The 20,666-nt window shown below is 72.5% G+C and carries 13 protein-coding genes; 10 read left to right on the top strand and 3 right to left on the bottom strand.

Annotation, left to right across the window (positions count from 1 at the left end; genetic code table 11):
• The first annotated feature begins 123 nt into the window (after positions 1-123).
• The 7 genes from LO772_RS23460 to LO772_RS23430 all read left to right on the top strand — a co-directional run bounded on the left by LO772_RS23460 (position 124) and on the right by LO772_RS23430 (position 10,923).
• Positions 124-1,701, top strand: coding sequence for an ABC transporter substrate-binding protein (locus LO772_RS23460; protein WP_231774003.1), 1,578 nt, complete (start codon positions 124-126; stop codon positions 1,699-1,701).
• Positions 1,702-1,717: 16 nt separating this feature from the next.
• Complete coding sequence (locus LO772_RS23455; protein WP_231774002.1) at positions 1,718-2,662, top strand: ABC transporter permease; 945 nt, start codon at positions 1,718-1,720, stop codon at positions 2,660-2,662.
• 6 nt (positions 2,663-2,668) lie between these two features.
• Complete coding sequence (locus LO772_RS23450; protein ID WP_231774001.1) at positions 2,669-3,538, top strand: ABC transporter permease; 870 nt, start codon at positions 2,669-2,671, stop codon at positions 3,536-3,538.
• Positions 3,535-5,466, top strand: coding sequence for a dipeptide ABC transporter ATP-binding protein (locus LO772_RS23445; protein ID WP_231774000.1), 1,932 nt, complete (start codon positions 3,535-3,537; stop codon positions 5,464-5,466). The genes LO772_RS23450 and LO772_RS23445 overlap by 4 nt, the downstream gene beginning before the upstream one ends.
• Before the next feature lie 11 nt (positions 5,467-5,477).
• Positions 5,478-7,811: an arylsulfatase gene (locus LO772_RS23440; protein ID WP_231773999.1), complete on the top strand. Its 2,334-nt coding sequence runs from the start codon at positions 5,478-5,480 to the stop codon at positions 7,809-7,811.
• A complete protein-coding gene (locus LO772_RS23435; RefSeq protein ID WP_231773998.1) occupies positions 7,804-9,210 on the top strand; it encodes a sulfatase-like hydrolase/transferase in 1,407 nt (468 codons plus the stop codon). Before LO772_RS23440 ends, LO772_RS23435 begins: the two co-directional genes overlap by 8 nt.
• A gap of 231 nt (positions 9,211-9,441) precedes the next feature.
• Entirely contained in the window at positions 9,442-10,923 is a 1,482-nt protein-coding gene (locus LO772_RS23430) for a hypothetical protein (protein ID WP_231773997.1), read from the top strand.
• Between the two features lie 11 nt (positions 10,924-10,934).
• Here the strand turns inward: LO772_RS23430 and LO772_RS23425 are convergent, their stop codons facing one another.
• The 3 genes from LO772_RS23425 to LO772_RS23415 form a co-directional block, all read right to left on the bottom strand.
• Positions 10,935-11,822 carry a phenylalanine 4-monooxygenase gene (locus LO772_RS23425; RefSeq protein ID WP_231773996.1) on the bottom strand — a complete coding sequence of 296 codons (888 nt, stop codon included), beginning with the start codon at positions 11,820-11,822 and terminating at the stop codon, positions 10,935-10,937.
• A 261-nt stretch (positions 11,823-12,083) separates the two neighbouring features.
• Positions 12,084-12,794 carry a hypothetical protein gene (locus tag LO772_RS23420; protein WP_231773995.1) on the bottom strand — a complete coding sequence of 237 codons (711 nt, stop codon included), beginning with the start codon at positions 12,792-12,794 and terminating at the stop codon, positions 12,084-12,086.
• Between the two features lie 227 nt (positions 12,795-13,021).
• A complete protein-coding gene (locus LO772_RS23415) occupies positions 13,022-13,702 on the bottom strand; it encodes a sensor domain-containing protein (RefSeq protein WP_231773994.1) in 681 nt (226 codons plus the stop codon).
• Positions 13,703-13,996: 294 nt separating this feature from the next.
• Here LO772_RS23415 and LO772_RS23410 point away from each other — a divergent pair, with 294 nt between their 5' ends.
• From LO772_RS23410 to LO772_RS23400, 3 genes are all read left to right on the top strand, one after another.
• Positions 13,997-16,090: a dynamin family protein gene (locus tag LO772_RS23410; RefSeq protein ID WP_231779686.1), complete on the top strand. Its 2,094-nt coding sequence runs from the start codon at positions 13,997-13,999 to the stop codon at positions 16,088-16,090.
• Positions 16,087-17,664 carry a hypothetical protein gene (locus LO772_RS23405; protein ID WP_231773993.1) on the top strand — a complete coding sequence of 526 codons (1,578 nt, stop codon included), beginning with the start codon at positions 16,087-16,089 and terminating at the stop codon, positions 17,662-17,664. The genes LO772_RS23410 and LO772_RS23405 overlap by 4 nt, the downstream gene beginning before the upstream one ends.
• A gap of 324 nt (positions 17,665-17,988) precedes the next feature.
• Entirely contained in the window at positions 17,989-20,604 is a 2,616-nt protein-coding gene (locus LO772_RS23400; RefSeq protein WP_231773992.1) for a dynamin family protein, read from the top strand.
• Positions 20,605-20,666 lie beyond the last annotated feature (62 nt).

Here is a 20,666-nt window from a genome sequence, read left to right as displayed (position 1 = left end):
ATTCCCTGACGTCTCCGCCCCAGCGCCGTCCCTCTTCATCCCCGCCCCGCTTTCGCACCCGGTGGATTCCCCTGCCGTGCGCGCGTTTTCGCCTGCCCCGAATCCGTTCAGAGGAGTATTGCCATGCCTGCCCTCCCCTCTCTCGACACCACGCGCCGGACCGTGCTGCGTGCCGCCGGAGCCGGCGCCGTTCTGCTGGGGCTGGCGGGCTGCAAGTCGGCCGTGAGCGAGAACAACGCGAACCCCGCCGGCGGAGGAGACGGCGGAACTCCCCGGAGAGGCGGGACTCTTCAGATAGGCAGCGGGATCGATTTCACTCCCGCGCTGCTCTTCACCCAGAGCGGTTTCCTGATCCTGCCGCGACTGGTCTTCAACACATTGACGGCGTACGACGACAACCTGAATCCGCAGCCGCAATTGGCGAAGTCGTGGCAGGTCGCACCGGACGGCACGAGTGTCACGTTCCAGTTGCGCGAAGGCGTCAAATTCCACAACGGGCGCCCGTTCACCGCGGACGACGTCGTCTGGGCGGTCGAGAACCTCAAGGAGGCCAAGCGCAGCGCGCAGTTGCGGGCCACCGCCGCCGCCGTGAAGGACTTCACGGTGCACAGCCCGACGGAACTCACCCTGCATCTGGAACACGCGGTGAGCAATCTCTTCGACCTGTTCGAATTCATGATCATCGCCGACCGGGAGAGCGTCGAAGAGGCGGTGACCGGCAAGAAGTTGATCGGCACCGGGCCGTTCGTCCTCAAGAACTGGACGCCCGGCGCCTCGATGTCGCTCACCCGCAACCCGGACTACTTCGTTCCGGACCGCCCCTACTTCGACGGTGTCGAGATACGGATCATCCCGCAGCCCGACTCGCTGCTCGCGGCCCTGCGCAGCAAGCAGATCCACCTGGCGACCACGCTGTCGGGCCGGGACATCGCGCCGGTCAAGTCCGACAACCAGTTCACGTTCCAGCAGTTCGACACCGGCGGCGGCGCGATCTACGTGGGCGCCAACGTGAGTGTGAAGCCGCTCGACGACAAGCGCGTCCGGCAGGCGGTGTCGTTCGCGGTCAACCGCGAGCGGATCGTGGACCAGGCCCTCGGGGGGTACGGGTTCGCGTCCGCGGCGCCGTGGCCCAAGTCGTCGCCGGCGTACTCCGACGCGACCGCCAAGCGCTACACGCACGACCCGGACCGTGCGAAGGCGCTGCTCGCGGAGGCCGGTGCGACGGACCTGGAACTGCCGCTGGCGTTCCTGTCCAACGCGCCCGCGATCGGCCAGATGGTGCAGTTCGACCTGGAGCAGGTCGGCATCAAGACCACGCTCGAACCCATGGACTCGGCGCAGTTCCAGACCCGGCTGATCGGGCAGACGCTGCCGGCGCTGTGGACCGGCCAGCACGGGTTCGCGCAGGTGCACCCGTCGACGCTGGCGGTCAGCGCGTACCCGTTCAACGAGGCGAAGAACTCCTCGAAGTTCTCCAGCCCGCGCTACACCGAGATCGTGCAGCGGGCGTGGCGCCAGGCGGACCCGGCGAGCCCGACGGCCAAGGCCGCGTACCAGGACCTGAGCGAGGTGCTGCTCGACGAGTCGTTCGTGATCGACCTGGTGGTGACGGCGAACCTGTACTCGTCGACGTCCAATCTGCGGGGCGTCGCCCAGAACGAGTTCGCGGCGCTGATTCTCGACGACGCGTACCTCGCGTGACGGGCGGCCCGCGACCATGACCGGATATCTCCTGCGACGGCTGCCCTCGGCGTTCGGGGTGCTGCTGCTCGCCTCCTTCGTGATCTTCCTCATCCTCCGCGCGGTGCCGGGCGACCCGGCCGTGACGCTGGCCGGCACGGACCCGTCGCCGGACACCGTGGCCGCGATCCGGCACGACCTCGGCCTGGACCGGCCGCTGCTCGCGCAGTACGGCGCGTGGCTCGCGGACCTGGTGCGCGGCGACCTGGGGCGCTCGTACATCATCGGCGGGTCGGTCTCCGACCTGCTCGGCCAGCGGCTCGGCAACACCGTCGAACTCACCGTGGCCTCGCTGCTCTTCAGCCTCGTCCTCGGTTTCGCGCTCGGGGTCGCCGGGGTCACGGTGCGGAACCGCTTCGGACAGACGCTCCTGTCGGCGGTCAATTCGATCTCGCTGATCATCCCGCCGTACGTGAGCGGCTTCCTGCTCGTTTTCGTCTTCGCGATCGCGTGGCCGGTGCTGCCCGCGGGCGGGCACGTGTCGGTCCTGACCGATCCGCAGATCGGGTTCCAGTACCTCCTGATGCCGGCGCTGGTGCTGGCCCTGCCGTCGGCGGCGATCTTCGCGCGCTTCGTGAAGGACGGACTGCAGCAGGCGCTCGGGGAGGACTACACGCGCACCGCGAAGTCCTTGGGGATCTCGCACCGCCGCATCCTGTGGCGGCACGCGCTGCCGAACTCGCTGCCGCCCGTGCTGACGGTGCTCGGCATGCAGATCGGTGTCCTCCTCGGCGGAGCGGTGATCATCGAGGCGGTGTTCGCGTGGCCGGGCCTCGGGACGCTCGCGGAACAGGCGGTCACCCGGCGCGACTACCCGGTGATCCAGGCGGTGCTGCTGTTCCTGGTCGCGGTGTTCGTGGTCGTGCAACTGCTGACCGATCTGGCGTACGCACTCATCGACCCGCGCGTCCGGCTGGGGTGACCCGACATGGCTACCGAAGCACTCGCCACCGTCCCGGTCGCGGCGTCCAAGCCGCGCCGGATCCGCAACCGCTACCTGCGCGGCCTCATGACCCCGCGCGGCATCACCGGCCTCGTCCTGGTCGGAGTGGTCCTCGTCGCGGGCCTCGCCGCACCGCTGCTGACCTCGCACGACCCGAACTTCCAGACGGCGGCGTCGCTCCAGGACCCGGGGGCGGCCGGGCACGCGTGGGGCACCGACGAGATCGGCCGCGACCTGCTGAGCCGGCTGCTCTACGGCATCCGCACCGATCTTCTGGTGGTCTTCGCCGCGGTGCCGATCGGCCTGGTCATCGGCTGCTCGCTGGCCCTGGTCGCGATCACGCACCGGGCCGCCGACGTCGCGGTGCAGCGGTTGTTCGACCTGCTGCAGTCGTTCCCCGGCCTGATCCTGGGCCTGACCGCCACGGCGATCATGGGCCCCGGCAAGATCACCATCATCACCGTCATCGTGCTCGTGGAGATCCCCGGGTTCGGGCGCATGCTGCGCGGCGCGATCCTCGTGCACCGGGAACGCGAGTACGCCGTGGCCGCGCGGATCGGCGGCGCCGGCCCGCTGCGGCTGCTCACGCGGCACGTCCTGCCGAACGCGGCCGACCCGGTGGTGGTCCAGGTCGCGGTGTCGCTGTCGATCGCGGTGATCCTCGAGGGCGCGATGAGTTTCATCGGCATCGGGGTCCGGCCGCCCGACCCCTCGCTCGGCGGGATCCTCGCCGAGTCGCGGCCCTATCTGGAGGACCACTTCACCTACGCTCTCGGCCCCCTCGTGGTGATCACGACGCTGGTCGTGGGGCTCAACCTGATCGCGGAAGCACTCAACCGGGGAGCGCGACGATGACCGTATCGACCGAGAAACCGCAGCCCGCGGCGGCCGGGGCACGCTCCGGTACGGCCGCCGAACCCCCGTCCGCGGCCCCGCTGCTGCGCGTGCGCGGCCTGCACGTCACCTTCGACTCGGAACGCGGCCCCGTGCACGCCGTGCGCGGCGTCGACTTCGACCTCGCGCGCGGCGAAACCCTCGCGATCGTCGGCGAGTCCGGGTCCGGCAAGTCCACGACGGCGCTCGCGCTGACGCGCATGCTGCCGCCCGCCGGGCGGATCAGCGCGGGCGCGGTGCTGCTCGACAACGGGCCCGGCGACCCGCTCGACCTCACCGCGGCCGACGAGGCCGCGTTGCGGCGGGTCCGTGGGGCACGCGTCGGGATGATCTTCCAGGACCCGATGACGTCGCTGAACCCGCTGCTGACCGTCGGCCGCCACCTCGACGAGGCGATGCGCGCGCACGGCGTGCGCGACAAGCGCGCCCGCACCGCGCGGGCGGTCGAACTCCTCGATCTCGTGGGCATCCCCGACCCCGCCAAGCGCATGCGCGACCACCCCCACCAGTTCTCCGGGGGCATGCGGCAGCGCGTCATGATCGCGCTCGCCCTGGCCAACGAGCCCGACCTCCTGCTCGCCGACGAGCCGACCACCGCGCTCGACCCGACGGTGCAGGCGCAGATCCTGGACCTCATCGAACGGCTGTCGCGCGACCTGGGCACCGCGACGGTGCTGATCACCCACAACATGGGCGTGGTGGCGCGGTCCGCCGCCCGCGTCATGGTGCTGTACGGCGGCAAGGTCGTCGAACAGGGCCGCACCGCGGATGTCCTGACGGCACCTCACCACCCGTACACCGCGGGGCTGTTGCGCGCGGTGCCCCGGCTCGACGCCGCGTACGGGCAGCGCCTGCGGGGCATTCCCGGAGCGCCGCCGGACCTGGCCGCGCCCCCGGCCGGGTGCGCGTTCGCGGACCGCTGCACCCTCGCGACCGACCAATGCCGCACCGAGCAGCCGCCGTCGCGCGTGGCGGCGGGCCGCACGGTGGCGTGCTGGGTGTCCGACGGCCCGGTGCCCGACGCCGCGGCCGAGTCCGCTGCGAAGCAGGCGCCGTCCGTGGTCGCCCGCGCGGCCGGCACGGGCGACGCCGACGGCGAACCGGTCGTCTCGATCCGCTCGCTGGGCAAGGTGTTCCGTTCGCGCCGCAACCGCGTGGTGGCGCTCGACGACGTGTCGCTCGACCTGGCACGGGGCGAAACCCTGGGCGTGGTCGGCGAGTCCGGCTCCGGGAAGTCGACGCTCGTACGCACCCTGGTCGGTGTGCATCCGGCGACGTCCGGGAGCATCCTCCTCGACGGCCGGGACGTCACCAAGCCCTCGCGCGCCGAACTGCGGGCGCTGCGGCGGCGCGTCCAGATGGTCTTCCAGGACCCGTACGCATCGCTCAACCCGCGCATGACGGTCGGCGCGGTCATCGCCGACCCCCTGGTCTCTCAGGGCATCGGGACGCCCGCCGAACACCGCCGCCGGGTCGCCGAACTCCTGGAGCGGGTGGGGCTGGACGCGTCCGCCGCGGGCCGCTACCCCCGCGACTTCTCCGGTGGCCAGCGCCAACGCATCGGCATCGCCCGGGCGTTGGCCCCGGAACCCGACGTGCTGATCTGCGACGAACCGGTGTCGGCGCTCGATGTCTCCGTCCAGGCGCAGGTGGTCAACCTGCTCGCCGACCTGCAGGCCGACCTGGGCCTGTCGATGATCTTCATCGCGCACGATCTGGCCGTCGTCCGGCAGATCTCGCACCGCATCGCGGTGATGCGCGCGGGCCGCGTCGTGGAGACCGGGCCCGCCGAGGAACTGTGCGCGCGTCCGCGGCACCCGTACACCCGCGGGTTGTTGGCCGCCGTCCCCAGCCCCGTGCCGAACACCGTCGCCGCTGCCGCGGCGTGAGGAGCAGACCGATGACCCCTTCCGACAACCCGCGGCGGCGGGATCCGTACGCCGGCTTCACCGGCCGCGCCGGACGCACGTTCGCCGAGTCCGAACCCGCGTGGGAGCCGCGGGCGAAGGCCCGGCCGGGGGCGCCCAACATCGTCGTCGTGCTGATCGACGACATGGGCTACAGCGACATCGGCCCGTTCGGTTCGGAGATCGCCACACCGGTGCTCGACCGGCTCGCCGAGCGCGGCGTGCGGCTGACGAACTACCACACGATGCCGCTGTGCTCGCCCGCCCGGGCGGCGCTGCTGACCGGGCTCAACCCGCACCGCGTGGGCTACTCGTTCGTCGCGAACGCCGACCCGGGCTTCCCCGGCTACGCGATGGAGATCCCCGACGACATCCCCACGCTGCCGCAGCTGCTGCACGACGCGGGCTACGCCACGTTCGCGGTCGGCAAGTGGCACCTGGTGCGCGACTCCGCGTCCAACGCGGCGGACGACCGGCGCAACTGGCCGCTCCAGAAAGGCTTCGACCGCTACTACGGGGTGCTGGAGGGCCTGACGAGCCTGTTCCACCCGCACCAGCTCGTGCGCGACAACAGCCCGCTGGACATCGACGAACTCCCGCCCGACTACTACTACACCGACGACATCACCGACGAAGCCATCGGCATGGTCAAGGCGTTGCGCGCGCACGACGCCGACAAGCCCTTCTTCCTGTACGTCGCCCACAACGCCGTGCACGGCCCGCTGCAGGCCAAACCGGCCGACATCGAACGGCAGCGCGGCCGTTACCGCGACGGCTGGGACGCGCTGCGCGACACGCGCTTCGCGCGGCAGATCGCCGACGGGCTGTTCCCCGAGGGCACGCGCCTGCCCCGGCGCAACTTCGAGAAGGGCCACGAGGTCGGCGCGTGGGACGAACTCCCGGCGGAGACGAAGGAGTTGTACGAGCGCTACATGGAGGTCTACGCGGCGATGGTCGACAACATCGACCGGAACCTCGGCCGCCTGACCGCGACACTCGACGAACTCGGCGAACTCGACAACACCGTCATCGTGTTCACCTCCGACAACGGCGGTACCGGCGAGGGCGGCGCCGAGGGGACGCGGGCGTACTTCAAGCGGTTCGTCCACCACCCCGGGCTGCCCGACGAGTGGAACGGCGACGTCGACCGCGAACTCGACCTGGTCGGCGGCCCGCGCAGCCTGGTCCACTACCCGCGCGGCTGGGGCATGGCGTCCAACACGCCGTTCCGGCTGTACAAGGGCCAGACGTACGCCGGCGGTGTGCGCGTGCCGTTCGTGCTCTCGTGGCCCGCCGGACTGCCGCGCGGCGACGGCGACTCCGGGGTGCGCGACCAATACCAGTACGTGACCGACCTCCTCCCCACACTGCTCGAACTCGCGGACGTGGAGCGGCCCGAGGTGCGCGGCGGGCAGCCGACGCAGGAGGTGGACGGCCGCGCGTTCACCGACGTGCTGCGGTCGGCGGACGCGGTGTCGCGACACACCGAGCAGTACAGCGAGATGTCCGGCAACCGGAGCTACTACCGGCACCCCTACAAGCTGGTGACGCAGCATCAGTTCGGCACGCCGTACGACGACGGCGAGTGGGCGCTGTACGACATCACCGCCGATCCCACGGAGATCGACGACCTGGCCGCCGAACACCCGGACGTGGTGAAGGAGTTGGCCGCCGCGTGGGAGTCCGCGGCGTGGCGCGACGGGGTGTTCCCGCTCGCCGACGCCAGCGGCGCCCTGGCGTTCCGGCACCCCGACGAGGAAGAACTGCGCAAGCCCGTCCGCATCCTCGCCGGGACGCCGGAGCTGGAGCGCTACCGCTCGGCGAAGCTCGTCGCGTTCCGCGACTTCTCGGCACGCATCGAGATCGACGACCACGGCCCCGACGACGCGGGGGTGCTGCTGTCGCACGGCGACCAGGGCGGCGGCTACAGCGTGTACGTCGAGGACGGCCACCTGGGGTTCGCGTACAACGAGTACGGCGTGCTGCACGAGGTCGACGCCGGTCCGCTCACCCCCGGCCCGCACGAGGTGGTGCTGCGCGCCGCCACCCGCCCCCGGTTCCGCTGGGACTTCGTCGTCGCGGTCGACGGCGAGGACACGGCATGGCTGGAGGGTGTGCACCTGCTGATCGGCATGGCCCCGCTCCAGGGCATCAGCGTCGGCGTGGACCGCAAGTCCCCGGTGTCGTGGCCCCTCCACGAACGCCACGGCGCGTTCCGCTACTCGGGCGCGCTGCGGGCGGTCACCTACACGCCGGGGACACCCGCCGCGTACGACCCGGAGACGGTCCTGCGCACCCTCCGCGACGCGGCGGCCACGTATGAGTGAGCGTCCGAACGTGGTCGTCGTGCTGACCGACCAGCAGCGCTGGGACACCACCGGCGCGCATGGCAATCCGCTGGGCCTGACACCCGAGTTCGACCGCCTGGCGCGCGAGGGCACGCACGTCGACCAAGCGCTGACCCCGCAACCCGTCTGCGGCCCGGCCCGGTCGTCGCTGCAGACCGGGCGCTACCCGACGTCGCTCGGGACGTTCCGCAACGGCATCCCGCTGCCGAAGGACGTGCCCACGCTGGCACGGGGTTTCGCGGACGCCGGCTACGCGACCGGCTACATCGGCAAATGGCACCTGGCGTCCGCGGACCCGGTCCCGCGCGACGAACGGGGCGGCTACGAGCACTGGTTGGGCAGCAACACCCTCGAATTCACGTCCGACGCCCACCGGACGGTGATGTACGACGCCGACGAACGGCCCGTACGCCTGGTCGGCTACCGCTCCGACGCGGTCGTCGACGCGGCGATCCGGTTCCTCGCCGACCACCACGACCACCCGTTCCTGCTGTTCGTGTCGCTGCTGGAGCCGCACCACCAGAACGCGACCGACTCGTACCCGGCGCCCGACGGCTACCGCGAGCGCTACGCCGGCCGCTGGGTGCCGCCCGATCTGGCGACGCACGGCGGGCCCGCACACCGGCACCTGGGCGGCTACCTCGGCCAGATCAAGCGGGTCGACGAGGGATTCGGCCGACTGCGCGACGCACTGGCGTCACTGGACCTCACCGAGTCCACGGTCGTCGCCTGGACGGCCGACCACGGCAACCACTTCCGCACCCGCAACGAGGAGTACAAACGCTCGGCACACGACGTGTCGATCCGCGTACCGCTCGCGCTGACCGGGCCGGGCTTCACCGGCGGCGGGGTGATCCGGCATCCGGTCGGCACGGTCGACCTGGTGCCGACGCTCCTGGACGCGGCCGGCCTCCCGGTGCCGGAGGGGGTGCACGGCCGGTCGTTCCTGCCCCTCGTGGGGGGCGGGGTCGATCCGGGGCGCCCCGAGTCGGTCTTCGTCCAGGTCAGCGAGTCCGAGGTGGGGCGCGCGGTCCGGACGAGCCGCTGGAAGTACGCCGTCACCGCGCCCGGCGCCGACGGCTGGACCACGCCGTCGTCGGCCCACTACGTCGAGTCGGCGCTGTACGACCTGGACAACGACCCGTACGAGCTCGACAACCTCGTGGGCCTCACGTCGCACCGCGAGATCGCCGACACGCTGCGCGGCGAACTCCTCGCCTGGCTGGCCAGGGTCGGCGAGGAGGAGCCGGCGATCGAGGCGGCGCCGGAGCGCGAGCCCGGGCAGCGCCGGATCGACCCCGAGGTGCGCGCGTTCGACCTCGCGGGCGCGCCCTTCGGCCACCACGTCGCGCGCCCGCGCACGCTGCCCGGCACATGACCGCCACACGTCGGCCGCCCCACCGCGGGGTGACGGCGGAGTGACGCCGGCATGACGCCGTCGGGGGTGCCGTGCCCCGGGCGCGGCACCGCCGACGCGGCTGTCCGGCATCCGGAACCCGCACCCCGCACGGCGTGGCAGAATGCACGCTCCCGGACGGATGGCCCGGTCCGTCCGGTACGCGGTGTGTTGCGCGGTGTGCGCGCCGGTGTGAGCGAGGAGTGGGCGCGTGTGGCGATAGAAGGCATGGCGGCGTTGCTGCGGCACAGCGAGCCGGATCTCGCCCGGCGCGTTCTGGAGCGGTGCCCGCCGGGCACGCGCCGGCGGCTGCTGGGGCGGCTGTCCGACATCGAACCGCTGATCGACCGGGTCCTCGCCGAAGGCGACCACCACGACCGCGTCTCCCTGGCCGGCGACGACCGCGTGCCGCGGCGGGTCCTGGGGCGTTTCGTCGCACTCGGCTGCCCCGAGGTGAACCGCCGCGTCTTCACGAACTCGCGCGCCGACACCCGCCTGCGCCGCCGCATCCTCGCCGAGGGCCCGGAGCTGCACCCGGCGCTGTACGACGAACTGCTGGCCACCCGGGCGCGCCCGTACGTCCTCGCGCTCGTCTACGCCCGCGACGTCGAGCTGGTCCGGCACAGCCTGTCGATCCTGGGCGAGTTCCCGAGCAAATCCCACGTCGAACACGCGCGCCTCCAGGCCTTCGCGACGCTGTGGCGGCTCGCGGGGCCCGACGCGGTGCGCGCGGCGCTCGGGATCGGCCGGTACCGGACCCGCGTCATCGGTCCGGTCGTCCGCGACGCGCTGGAGTCGGACGACGGCCGGGCGGTGCTGGACGCGGCCGTCTCCGCGGGGCCGGACACCGGCGAGCTGATCCGGGCGTTCGGCACGGACGGCCTGCGGCGCAACGAGGTCCGCCACGTCCTCGGGACGATCACCGGAGCACCCGACTGGGACGCGATCGCCGCGGCGCACCGCGGAACGCCGTTCACCCGCGAGGTGTCGGCCGGGCTCGCGGGGGCGGACGGCTGCCCGGTCGACACCGTAGCCGCCCTGGCGTCCTCCGTGTACGCCTCCACGCTGCCGCTGGAACAGGCCCTCATCAACGGCGTGGCGACGCCCCGCCACTTCCTCGCGACGGGACGGCCCGCCTGGCGGGTCCTGGGCGCGGTGGAGACCTTCCGCACGGGCGGCAGCCGCAACACCGTCTTCGAGCGGCCTTTGGAGGAGTTGCGCCCGCTGCTCCCGGACGACGCGGAGGGGTGGCGCCGCCTGGCCGCGCTCGGCCCGGCGTTTCCCGGCAGCGTCCGCGAACTCCTCGCCGCCGCACGCGAACCGGGCCCGGACACACACACGCCCGCGCCCCCCGACGACACCGCCTTCGCCCTGCTCCGCACGCTGGCTCCCCCGCGGCTGCGCGGCGCCCTCGGCGCACCGGCCCCCGAGAACCCGCCGGTGGACGGGCCCCCGCTCTCCGAATGGACGCTGCGCCGCTGCCTCACCACGCGGCAGCGCACCCCCGACGAGATCCTCCACGGCACCCGGCCCGCCGCCGTCGCCATGGCGGTCGCGGGCGCGTTCGCGGGCGAGCTGGCCGCCAGGCACCTGCGCCGCGACGCCGACGCCTGGACCGCGGCTCTCGCCCTCCTCCCCGACTTCACCGGCACCGTGGCGGAACTCCTGGAGACGGCCGCGGCGATGACGTCCTGACGCGGTCGCCGTCAGGCGACCGCGACGGACAGGCGCGCGATGGCGTCGTCGTCGCAGGTCGCCCAGAAGGTGCCGACGACGTCCTCCAGGTGGCTCAGGGACTCGGCGCGGAAGAGGACGTCCTGGTAGTGGGTGATGTCGTACGGCGTCGTGCCCATCGCCGCGAGGTCGAGCGGGCGGATGTCCATGCCGCGGAACGCGCGGATCTCGCCGTACGAGGAGAGGATCCCGGCGCCGTAGGCCTTCAGGTCGCGGCCCTCGGCCATGACGCCGAATTCGAGGGTGAACCAGAAGACCTTGGACACGAACTCCAGCGCCTCGCGGCTCTCCACGCGGCGCGCGGCCTGGCCGGCGAGGCGGTAGAGGGCGGCGAACCGGTCGCTCGCGAGGGCGTTGGCGTGGCCGATGACCTCGTGCACGACGTCGGGCTCGGGGGTGTAGAGGGGGACGCTGTGGTGCCGGATGTACTGCGTGGAGTGGAAGCGGGAGTCGGCGAGCGTGCCGTAGAACTCGCGCAGTTCCACGAGTCCGGCGGCGGGGAGGTAGCGGAAACCGGTCAGCGGGGCCAGCCACTCGCCGACCTGCTGCAGTTGCGGGATGCGGTCCGCGGGCAGGCCGAGGCGCTCGCAGCCGACGAGGTATTCGGCGACGGCCAGTTCGGCGTGGGCCTCGGCCAGTTCGGCGGAGACGATGCGCCAGACCTCGTGCTCCTCCGGCGTGTAGGCGACCTCGGGGACCGGATCGCCGGGCGTGTGCCGCAGCGCCAGCTCGGCGATGCGGTTGCGCCGTTCGCGGTACACGGCGTCGGCGAACCCGGGGTGGCTTCGGGACAGCTCGACCTCGATGCTGCCGTCGGCCTTCCGGGTGACCGGGGCCAGATACTGCGCTTCCTCGAACATCGCCGCCTCCTCTGGGTCCGGACGGAACCGGTCGACGAGGAAGACCGCGCCGCACCACGCCCCACCCGGCCCGCGCGACGGTGGCCGCCCGGCCCACCGATGCCCAGTATGCTCCGATTTGCCGTGTTTGCCGTGGATGACGGCTTGTCCGGCGGCGGGCTGGGCCGACCCGGCGGAGGTAACACCCGCGAGGGATCGCCTCGTCGTCGACCAGGACATACCCGGCGGCAAACCCCCGGCACGGACCGCGGACCCCGACTTCTAGGCCTGCCGTGCCTGCCGCTGCATGCCGGCGAGCTTGTCGACCTGCGCACGCAGCAGTTCCTCGGGGATCGGGACCGTCGCGCTGTCGGGCAGGTTCAGGGTGGACGTGATGACCAGCGCCGACCCCGTGCGCACGATCGCGTGCGGGATGCGCATCATGCCGCCCGACGCGTCGACCGTCGCCACCTCGAAGAACACGGCGGCATCCCCGAGTTCGGGCCCCTGGCCGGGGGCGATGGCGACGACGTTGGCGCTGCCGCCGCCCTCGACGACGCCGAAGGACGCACAGCCCGGCAACGCGGCCCGCACCGCCTCCAGCAGCGCCGCGGCCTCGCCTTCCTTGTACTGGTTGATCCCGAGATGCGAGGCGCCTTCCGCCTCCCCCGGCCCCAGCAGGCCGGCGTCCACCTGCCCGGTCGGGGCGATCTCCGCGGAACGCCCGGACACCATGTCCATGACGGGCTGGCACGCCGACCGGTCCGCCCGGACCACCTCGTCCGCGGTGACCGCCTTGCCGCCGCCGACAAGCTCCCAGCCCTGCGGCAGCTCACCCGCGGTGAGCAGCGCGGCCTGAAGACTCGCCGTGGACAGCGCGTCGGGAGCGGTCTTCGCGCCGCCGCCGTCGGAGCACGACACGGCGGCGAACAGCGCGGCCACCGCCAGGGCGATGGCTCCGCGGGCGCTGCGGGACCGGGACAACACACGCATGGGGTTCCTCGGGCAGGCGGTGGGGACGCCTGGAGCAGCGTACGACGGCGCGGGAGCCCGCGGCGCACCCCCGTGCCGGCGACGGCCGGCGCACACGGGCCGTGGCCGGGCCCTCACGCGGCGGGGCCCGGCCACCCGGGCAGGCCGCGGCGCACGGAAGTGGGCGGGACGGCCCTCGGACCGTCCCGCCCACGCGCCGCCCGGACCGTCGTCCGGGCACCCGGCTCTCAGCCCTTCTGGACCTTGACGAGCTTGTCGAACTGGGCCCGGACGATGTCGTCGGACACCACGGCGTCACCGTCCTCCGTGGTCACGGCCATGGCCTGGACCAGCACGGGGCCGCTGCGCACATGCTTGACGGTGAACTTGCCGTTTTCGCCCATGTCGTACTCGATGACGAGCGACTGGTCGCCGAAGCCGAGCTGCGGGCCCTCCTTCACGGTGTACGTGGTCGTGCCGCCTTCCGTGTCGGTCGACGCGAATTGCGTGCACTTCGCGAGAGCGGCTTTGGCCTCGTCGAGGAACTGCTTGGCCTGGTCCCCGTCGAATTGTCCGATGCCGACGATGTTGACGGTGCCGTCGCCTTCGCCCTCGGGCTTGCCCGCGGTCGCGGAGGCCGCCGACTTGGGCATGTGCCCCTGGTCCGGGGCGACCAGTTGCAGGATCGGCTGGCACTCGGGCTTGTCGGCCTTCTCCGGCTCGGCCTCCGAATCCTCTTCGGCGACCTCGACCTCGTAGCCGGGCAGATCCGCGGCGACCACCAGGGCCGACTTGATCTGCTCGGCGGTCAGGGGCTCGACGGTCTTGCCGCCGTCGTCGTCGGAACCGCACGCGGTGACAGCCAGCAACAGCGGCGCGACCGCCGCCGCGGCGGCCTTTATTCGGACAGAACGGCTGACAGCACGCATGGAGAAAGCTTCCTTCGCAGAAGAATGACGACCGCCGTCCCGGGCACGGGCGCCCCTGCGGCCTGACAAGCGGTCAGATTGACGTACGGATACGTTTCCTGTCCATCCGATTCGCGCGCGCCCTGCCGTTTCCCGGGCACATCGGGGCACGTTGACGCGGGGAACCGGGCGCCATCAGACTGACCCACACCTTGTGGGGGGACCATGCACGCGGGTATGACTCCGGGGCCGGGGGAAAACCGGTCCGATGACGCGCGCGAACAGCGCCGCGAGACGATCGAGGCGTTGACCGAGGTGTCCGACCACCTCGACTTCGCGCTGCGCCTGGTGCGCCGCACCGTCGCGGACCGCGACCGGCTGGGGCGGCTGACCGACCGCATCCGGGCGGTCGAGGAACGCCTGCGCGACGACCGCTACTACCTCGCCGTCATCGGTGAATTCTCGGCGGGGAAAAGCACGTTCATCAACGCGCTGCTCGGCCTCGACCTGCTCCCCACGTCCGCGCTGCGGACGACGGCCGCCGCGACGCGGATCACGCACGGTCCCGAGTTCACCGTGCACGTGCGGTTCCGCAACGACGGCATCCGGTACGTGTACCCGACCGGGCGCGCGGAAGGCGCGGACAGCCCCCTCGGCCGCATGCTGCTGCACCTCGCGCCCTACCTGCGCGTCCCGCGCGAGACCTCGGCCATCCTGTCGCTGCTGACCGCCGACGAGCGCATCGCGCCGCATCTTTCGTACCTCGAAGTGCGGCATCCCGCGGCCCCGTTGCGCGACGGGCTGGTGATCATCGACACACCCGGGACGAACGCCGAGGTGGGGCATACCGAGATCACCTCGGCGGTGATGCGCGAGGAGGCCGACCTGGCCGCCGTGCTGAGCCCTTCCGCGTCCCCGGCCTCCACGTCGCTCACCGAATTCCTCGCCGACGCGCTCGATCCCGCACTGCTGCGCCGCTGCGTCTTCCTCGTGACGAAGATGGACCACGTCGAGGACGACGAGCACGACGACCTGCTCAACCACGTGCGCCGCCGCTTCGCCCGCATGCTCGGGCTCGACGACGTCGTGGTCGAGGGGGTCGCGGCGGACGCGGTGCTGCGCCGGGCGACCGGCCGGCCGCTGCTCGGGCCGGAACAGGAGTACTGGGCCGACGCGTTCCCCGCGACGCTCGCCTCGCTGCGCGATCTGATGCAGCGTCAGCGCATCATCGCGGTCTCGGACCACCTGCTGCGCCTGCTGGAGGACGTCCTCGGGGAACTGGGCGCCGAGTTGGACGACGCGCGGCGCCGGCTCGCCGAGGAGGAGGCCGAGTTGGGGGCCGCGCGCATCCCCGACCTCGACGCGTTCACCCTGCGGCACGCGGCCCGCGCGCGCACGCTCGTCGACGCGGGCGCCGAGAACGCCCGCCGCGCGACCGGGGCGATGGCGGCGCAGTGGCAGCAGTACACGCGCCGGTCGATCGACACCGCGATCGGCGCCGCCGCGACGCCCGACGACCTGCGCCGCGTCATCCGCGGCGACGTCCCCGAGCTGATCCGCCGCGACCTGCCGCGCATCGGCGATGTCGTGCAGACCGCCGTGACGTCGGCACTCGCGGACGGCGCTCGGCAGGCCGAGGCCGCCGTCGAGGAGGCGTTCGAGGCGGAGTACGCCAAGCTCGACCAGCAGGTGGTGCACGTCGCGCGCTCCCGCATCACGGTCGTCAGCGGCACACAGCTCGCCGACAGCGCGCTGCTGGCGTACGAGTCGAACGTCTCCGGTGTCACACAACAGCTACGAGCGGTTCGCCACCAGGCAACGGGATCGGGGCCGATCGGGTCGGGGGTGGACCAGTGGTTCGCCTCGATGCCCCCGCCGATCGGCCCGCTCCGGGGCACGGTGCCGCCCGACATGCCGCCGCCGCAACCTCGGCATTCCGCGTATTTCGGTCGGAGCGTTTCGGACGGACCTTCCTCATATCCTCCGCAACCGCATCCCACGATCCCGCCGCCGCCCTCCCCCCAACCGCGCGGTGGCCTCGGGGGTTTCGCGGCCCGGATCGCCGACTCGATGGCGTCCACGGACATGAACGCGCTGCGGAACCACGCACGGGCCGAAATGCATCAGACACTCCAGACGGTCGCGACCGGGCTCGCCGTACAGATCGACGAGGCCATCGAGACCGCCACCGAGACCTACGCGGAGACGGTCCGCGAGCACGTGGCGCGGTTCCGGGCCACGTACGCCGCGACCGTCGACGAACTGGTCGCGGAACACCGCCGCCGCGAGGGGATTCTGGCGGCACGCAGGACCCTGCTGGAGGACTCCGGCAGGCAGACGGAACGGCGTCGCGCGACGGTCAACGCGCAGCGCGAACGCCTTTCAACCCGGGGGGGAACCCGAATATGAACGAGCACTACAGCGACGACTTGTACACCGAGACACCCGACGACCTCGACTCCTCGTACGACACCACGCTCGGCGAGGACCCGGGCACCGACGCCCCGCTGTGGGAGACCGACCCGCTCGACGCGTCCGCCGACGTCTCCGCCGACCCGACCGCGACCGACCCGCTCGACGTGCCGCCGGCCCCCGAACTGCCGGACTACACGGACCCGTTGACCGACCCGGTCACCGGTGAGCCGGCCGACCCGTGGGTGCAGGACCAGGCCGACGCCGCGGCGGCGGACCCGTACGCGGTGCCCACCGACACCGCCGACGACCCGTACGCGGTGCCGTCGGACGTCGCGGACGACCCCTACGCGCCGGTCGACCCGAACGACCCGAACGCGGGCCTGGACCCGTCGGACCCGAGCTACGACCACTACTACGCCGAGAACGGCCACCCCTACGAGGGCCCGAGCGACGTCTCCGCGGACGGGTCGGTCGACCCGCTGGAGGTCCCGCAGGGCGGCGACGTGCCGGTGCCGGCGGACTACGACCCGGACGCCTACACGCCGAGCGAGTACCCGTACGAGGACCCGTTCGCGCAACCGGGCCACGACCCGTCGTACGACCCGTACACCGACCCGGGCTACAACCCCTACGCCGACGGCGGCCCGTACGGCGGCGACTACGACGTGGTCTACGACCCGTGCTGGGGCGATGTCGCCTACGACCCGTACAACGGCGTCTTCGTCCAGGTGGACGTCACCGTCGAGGGCGACGTCTACGTGGTCGGCGACCAGAGCGCGGACGTGTACGTCGTCAACGAGGGCGACACCTACGTCGACAACTCCTCGACCTCCGTGGACAACTCGTCCACCTACGTCGACAACTCCACCAGCGCGCACGACCACGCGCAGCCCACCGCGGCCACCGAGGACAACAGTACCTACCACGGCGGCTACGACGCCGACTCCGTGGTGCCGTACCCGTCGTACGGCCCGATGGACGTCGCGCACTACACCCCCGACTGGGCCCCGGCCGACTTCGACGGCGTGGGCGACCCGTTGGGCGACGCGGCCTACTACCACGGCGTGCAGGACCTCACGAACTCGCCGCTCGCCACCGAGGGCCAGATCATCGAGAAGCTCACCGGCCAGCCGTTCAACGAGGCCGCGCTGGCCGCCGAGGCCCAGAACGCCGGCTTCTTCGACCCGGTCTACGGCATGGACGGCGACAGCGTCGGCAGCCTGCTGGAACTGCACGGCATCGAGACCGAGACGGTCTACGACGCCGACATGGACACCCTCCTCAACGCGCTGGAGAGCGGCGACCCGGTCATGGCCGTCGTGGACACCAACGAGACCGGCCTGCCGCTGCACGACGTGGTCACGGGCACGCCGGTCGAGCAGAACCCGCCGGCGCTGTCGTCGGTGTGGGTCACCGGTGTCGACGTGCAGCCCGACGGCTCGGTGTACGTCCTGGTCAACGACCCGAGCTGGCCCGAGGGTCAGACCATGCCGGTCGAGATCTCCGACTTCGCCAACGCGTGGGCGGACGGCGGCAACCAGGCGGTCATCGCCCACCAGCCGGCGTAACACCGCCGTCGGTGCCGGGTGCGCCGACCCGACCGGGGCCGACCCCGGCCGCACGGCCGCACCGAGCCGACGTGTCCGTCCGGGCACCCGGCCGTCGCGGACGACGCGGCCCGACCCGGCGCACCCACCGCCTCCGCGCGAGATCGGCCCGACCGGCCTCGCGCCCGACCCGCCGCCGTACGAGCCCGTATGCCGGGCACCCGCGCGTACGAGCCCACACCGGCCGGCACCGGAACGACCGCGCGAACGCGCGCGACCGGTGTGCGGACCCGGACCGGCTCACGCGCAGCCGCGCACGACAGACTTTCCGAGAGGACAACCTCCGTGACCATCGACCGTGAGGCCGTCAACGCCCGCGTCGCCCAGAACCAGCCCCGCCGCCAGACCGGTGTCGCCGGGCTGCTGAGCGGCATCCACCGCAGCCCCGAGCTCCGGGGCCGACTCAAAGGCGCGTCGATCGCGCTGCCGCCCGTCGCCGAGCGCGTGGACGGCGCCTGGACCCTGACCTCGCTCATCGCCGTCGGGCGCCGCGAGCCGCAGGCGCCCGTCATCCATGTCACCCCCGCGTGGGGCGCCGTCCAGTGGGAGTGGCCGTCGCAGAACGTCATCCGACTCGTCACGCTGGCCGAACACCCCGCCGCCGCGGACATGCTGGCCAAGGCGTCCGGCCACGCGACCGGCTGGAACCTGTCGATGCAGGCCGAGGCGCTCGCCGCCCGCGCCCGCTTCTTCCAGACCCTGACCCGGTTCGTCTCCGAGCCGGGCGAGCGCGACCTGAAGCTGCTCACCCGCGCGTACGCGCAGGTTCTGCCGCGTGCGGCGTACGGCGTCTACCACGCGCTCGTGCCCAGCACCCGCACCTGGCTCCAAATCGCCCCCGGCCAGGCCTCGTCCGGGCGTGAGGCGCGCTCGCGTTCGGCGGGCGCGTCGGCCGAGGCGGGCGTCGCCGGTCTACCCGGCCCGTCGAGGACCGCGACGCCGCGCCCGGCGGCGTCGGCGGCGGCCCCGGCCGGAGCCGTGCGGCAGGGGCCGGGGGCCCCGGCGCGCGGAACCGAGCCGTCCTCGGCGGGCGTGGGACCCCGGCGGGCCGCCGCGGCGGCACCCGCGACACCGGCCCGGCGTACCCCGGAACCGCACCCCGGCGGCGGTCCGAGCCTGGTCAAGTCCGCGGGTGCCGCGCTCAGTACCCCGATCACCGACGCGTGGGAACTGGCCGAGCGGTTCGGCCTGGAGCAGATCTGCACCGAGGTCGACCGGCTCCGGGCGCGCATGCGGCGGCCCGGGTTCCGGATCGCGGTGGTCGGGGAGTTCGGCCGGGGCAAGTCGTCGCTGGTGAACCGGCTCCTCGGGGCGCAGGTCGTCCCCGAGGGCCGGCACACCAGGGTGCCCGTGGTGATCGCCCCGGGCCCCGAGGCCCGCCTCGAACTCCAGTACGCGGGCGGGCGGTCCGAGGTGCGGCCCGCCGTGTCGGCGTCGTGGGCGGACGTCGACGCGGCGGCGTCCCGCGAGGGCGACGACGCGCTGATCGGCGTCCGGGTGCTGGTCGAGGACCCCGAACTGGCCCGGCTCGACGTCGAGATCATCGACACTCCCGGGGTCAACGCGGGTCTCGGCGCGCGGGACGACGGCGGCCCCGGCGACGACGACAAGGCGCAGGACCTGGTCCGGCGCACCGTCGCGGCGAGCGACGCGGTGTTCATGGTCGTCTCGGCGAGCGCCCCGCTCGGCATCTCGGAGACGTCGTTCCTGGAGGAGGAGGTGATCGCCCGGCACGTGCCGCGCATCACCGTGGTGGTCTCCAAGCTCGACACCATCGACGAGGACGAGCGCGAGGACATCGTCGACTACCTCACCGGCCGGGTGCGCCGCATCTCCCCCGATCTGGCGGTGCTGGCCGGCCCGCACCGCGAGGACGACGCCCCGGTCGGCGCCGTGCGCGGGCGGCTGGAGCAGTACGCGGTTTCCGGCGGCCGGCGGGCGATGCGCGCCCGCCAGACCGCGGGCCAACTCCTGGGCCTGCTGGAGGAGATGGCCGAACTCGCCCGGCAGGGCGTGGCGGCCGGGGCGCTGGGGGTCGAGGAGCGGCGGCGGGCGGCCGAGGAGGCCGAGGTCGAGATCGACAACATGACCGCCGAGTGGGGCAAGGTCCGCGTCGAGTTGCAGAAGCGGCGCGGCACGACGGCCGAGAAGTTCCGCGAGCACTTGGCGCAGTCGCAGGACGAGCTGCTGGGTGTGCTGAGCTACGAGATGGAGCGCACCCCCGACCCGAAGACGTGGTGGGAGCGCGACCTGCCGTTCCGGCTGCGCCGCGAGCTGACGGCGCTGGCGAAGAAGTACGAGGGCCAGCTGCACTCCAGTGTGCAGGCCGACCTGCAGTGGCTCGACGCGCAGATGAAGAGGCACTTCGGCAAGGGCACCACGCACAAGGTGGACAAGGCCGAGCAGTTGTCGACCGAGTTCGAGCTGAACGAGGCCGAGGAACTGGGGCTGAAGGATCTCAAGAGCCGCAAGCTGGCGTGGCGGATCGGGCCGAGCGGTGTCGCGGTGCTGGGGATGCTGCTGATCCCGCTGACCGGCGGGCTCGCGACCATCCCGATGGGCGCGGGCATGGCGGCGTCGGTGGGCGGCATGGTGCTGGGCGAGGTGAAGTCCGGCTCGCTGACGGAGGGTCAGCGCGCCCAGGCGGCCAAGGCCCTCGAACCGGCGATCGAGGAATTGCTCGCGGAGTTCTCGCGGCAGGTGTCGGACCGGCTGTACACGTTGTATGCCGGGGTGATGGACGAGGCCGTGCGCGGGCAGAAGGCGTGGCGTACGGACCGGCTCGCGGCACTCGGCGCCCAGGGCGGCGGGGGGCCGGACTGGCCGGAACTGTTCACCCGTACCCAGGATTTGATCTCCACGGTCGGTGCGCTGATCGATGGGGACGACTCGGAGGCGTGACGGCGGTCGTCCGACCGTAGGATCCGCAAACACCGTCGGGCCGGTCTCCTCGGGCGCGGCGG

This window comes from Yinghuangia sp. ASG 101, from assembly GCF_021165735.1.
Classification (GTDB): Bacteria; Actinomycetota; Actinomycetes; order Streptomycetales; family Streptomycetaceae; genus Yinghuangia.
This window is presented reverse-complemented; position numbering and strand designations above follow the sequence as displayed.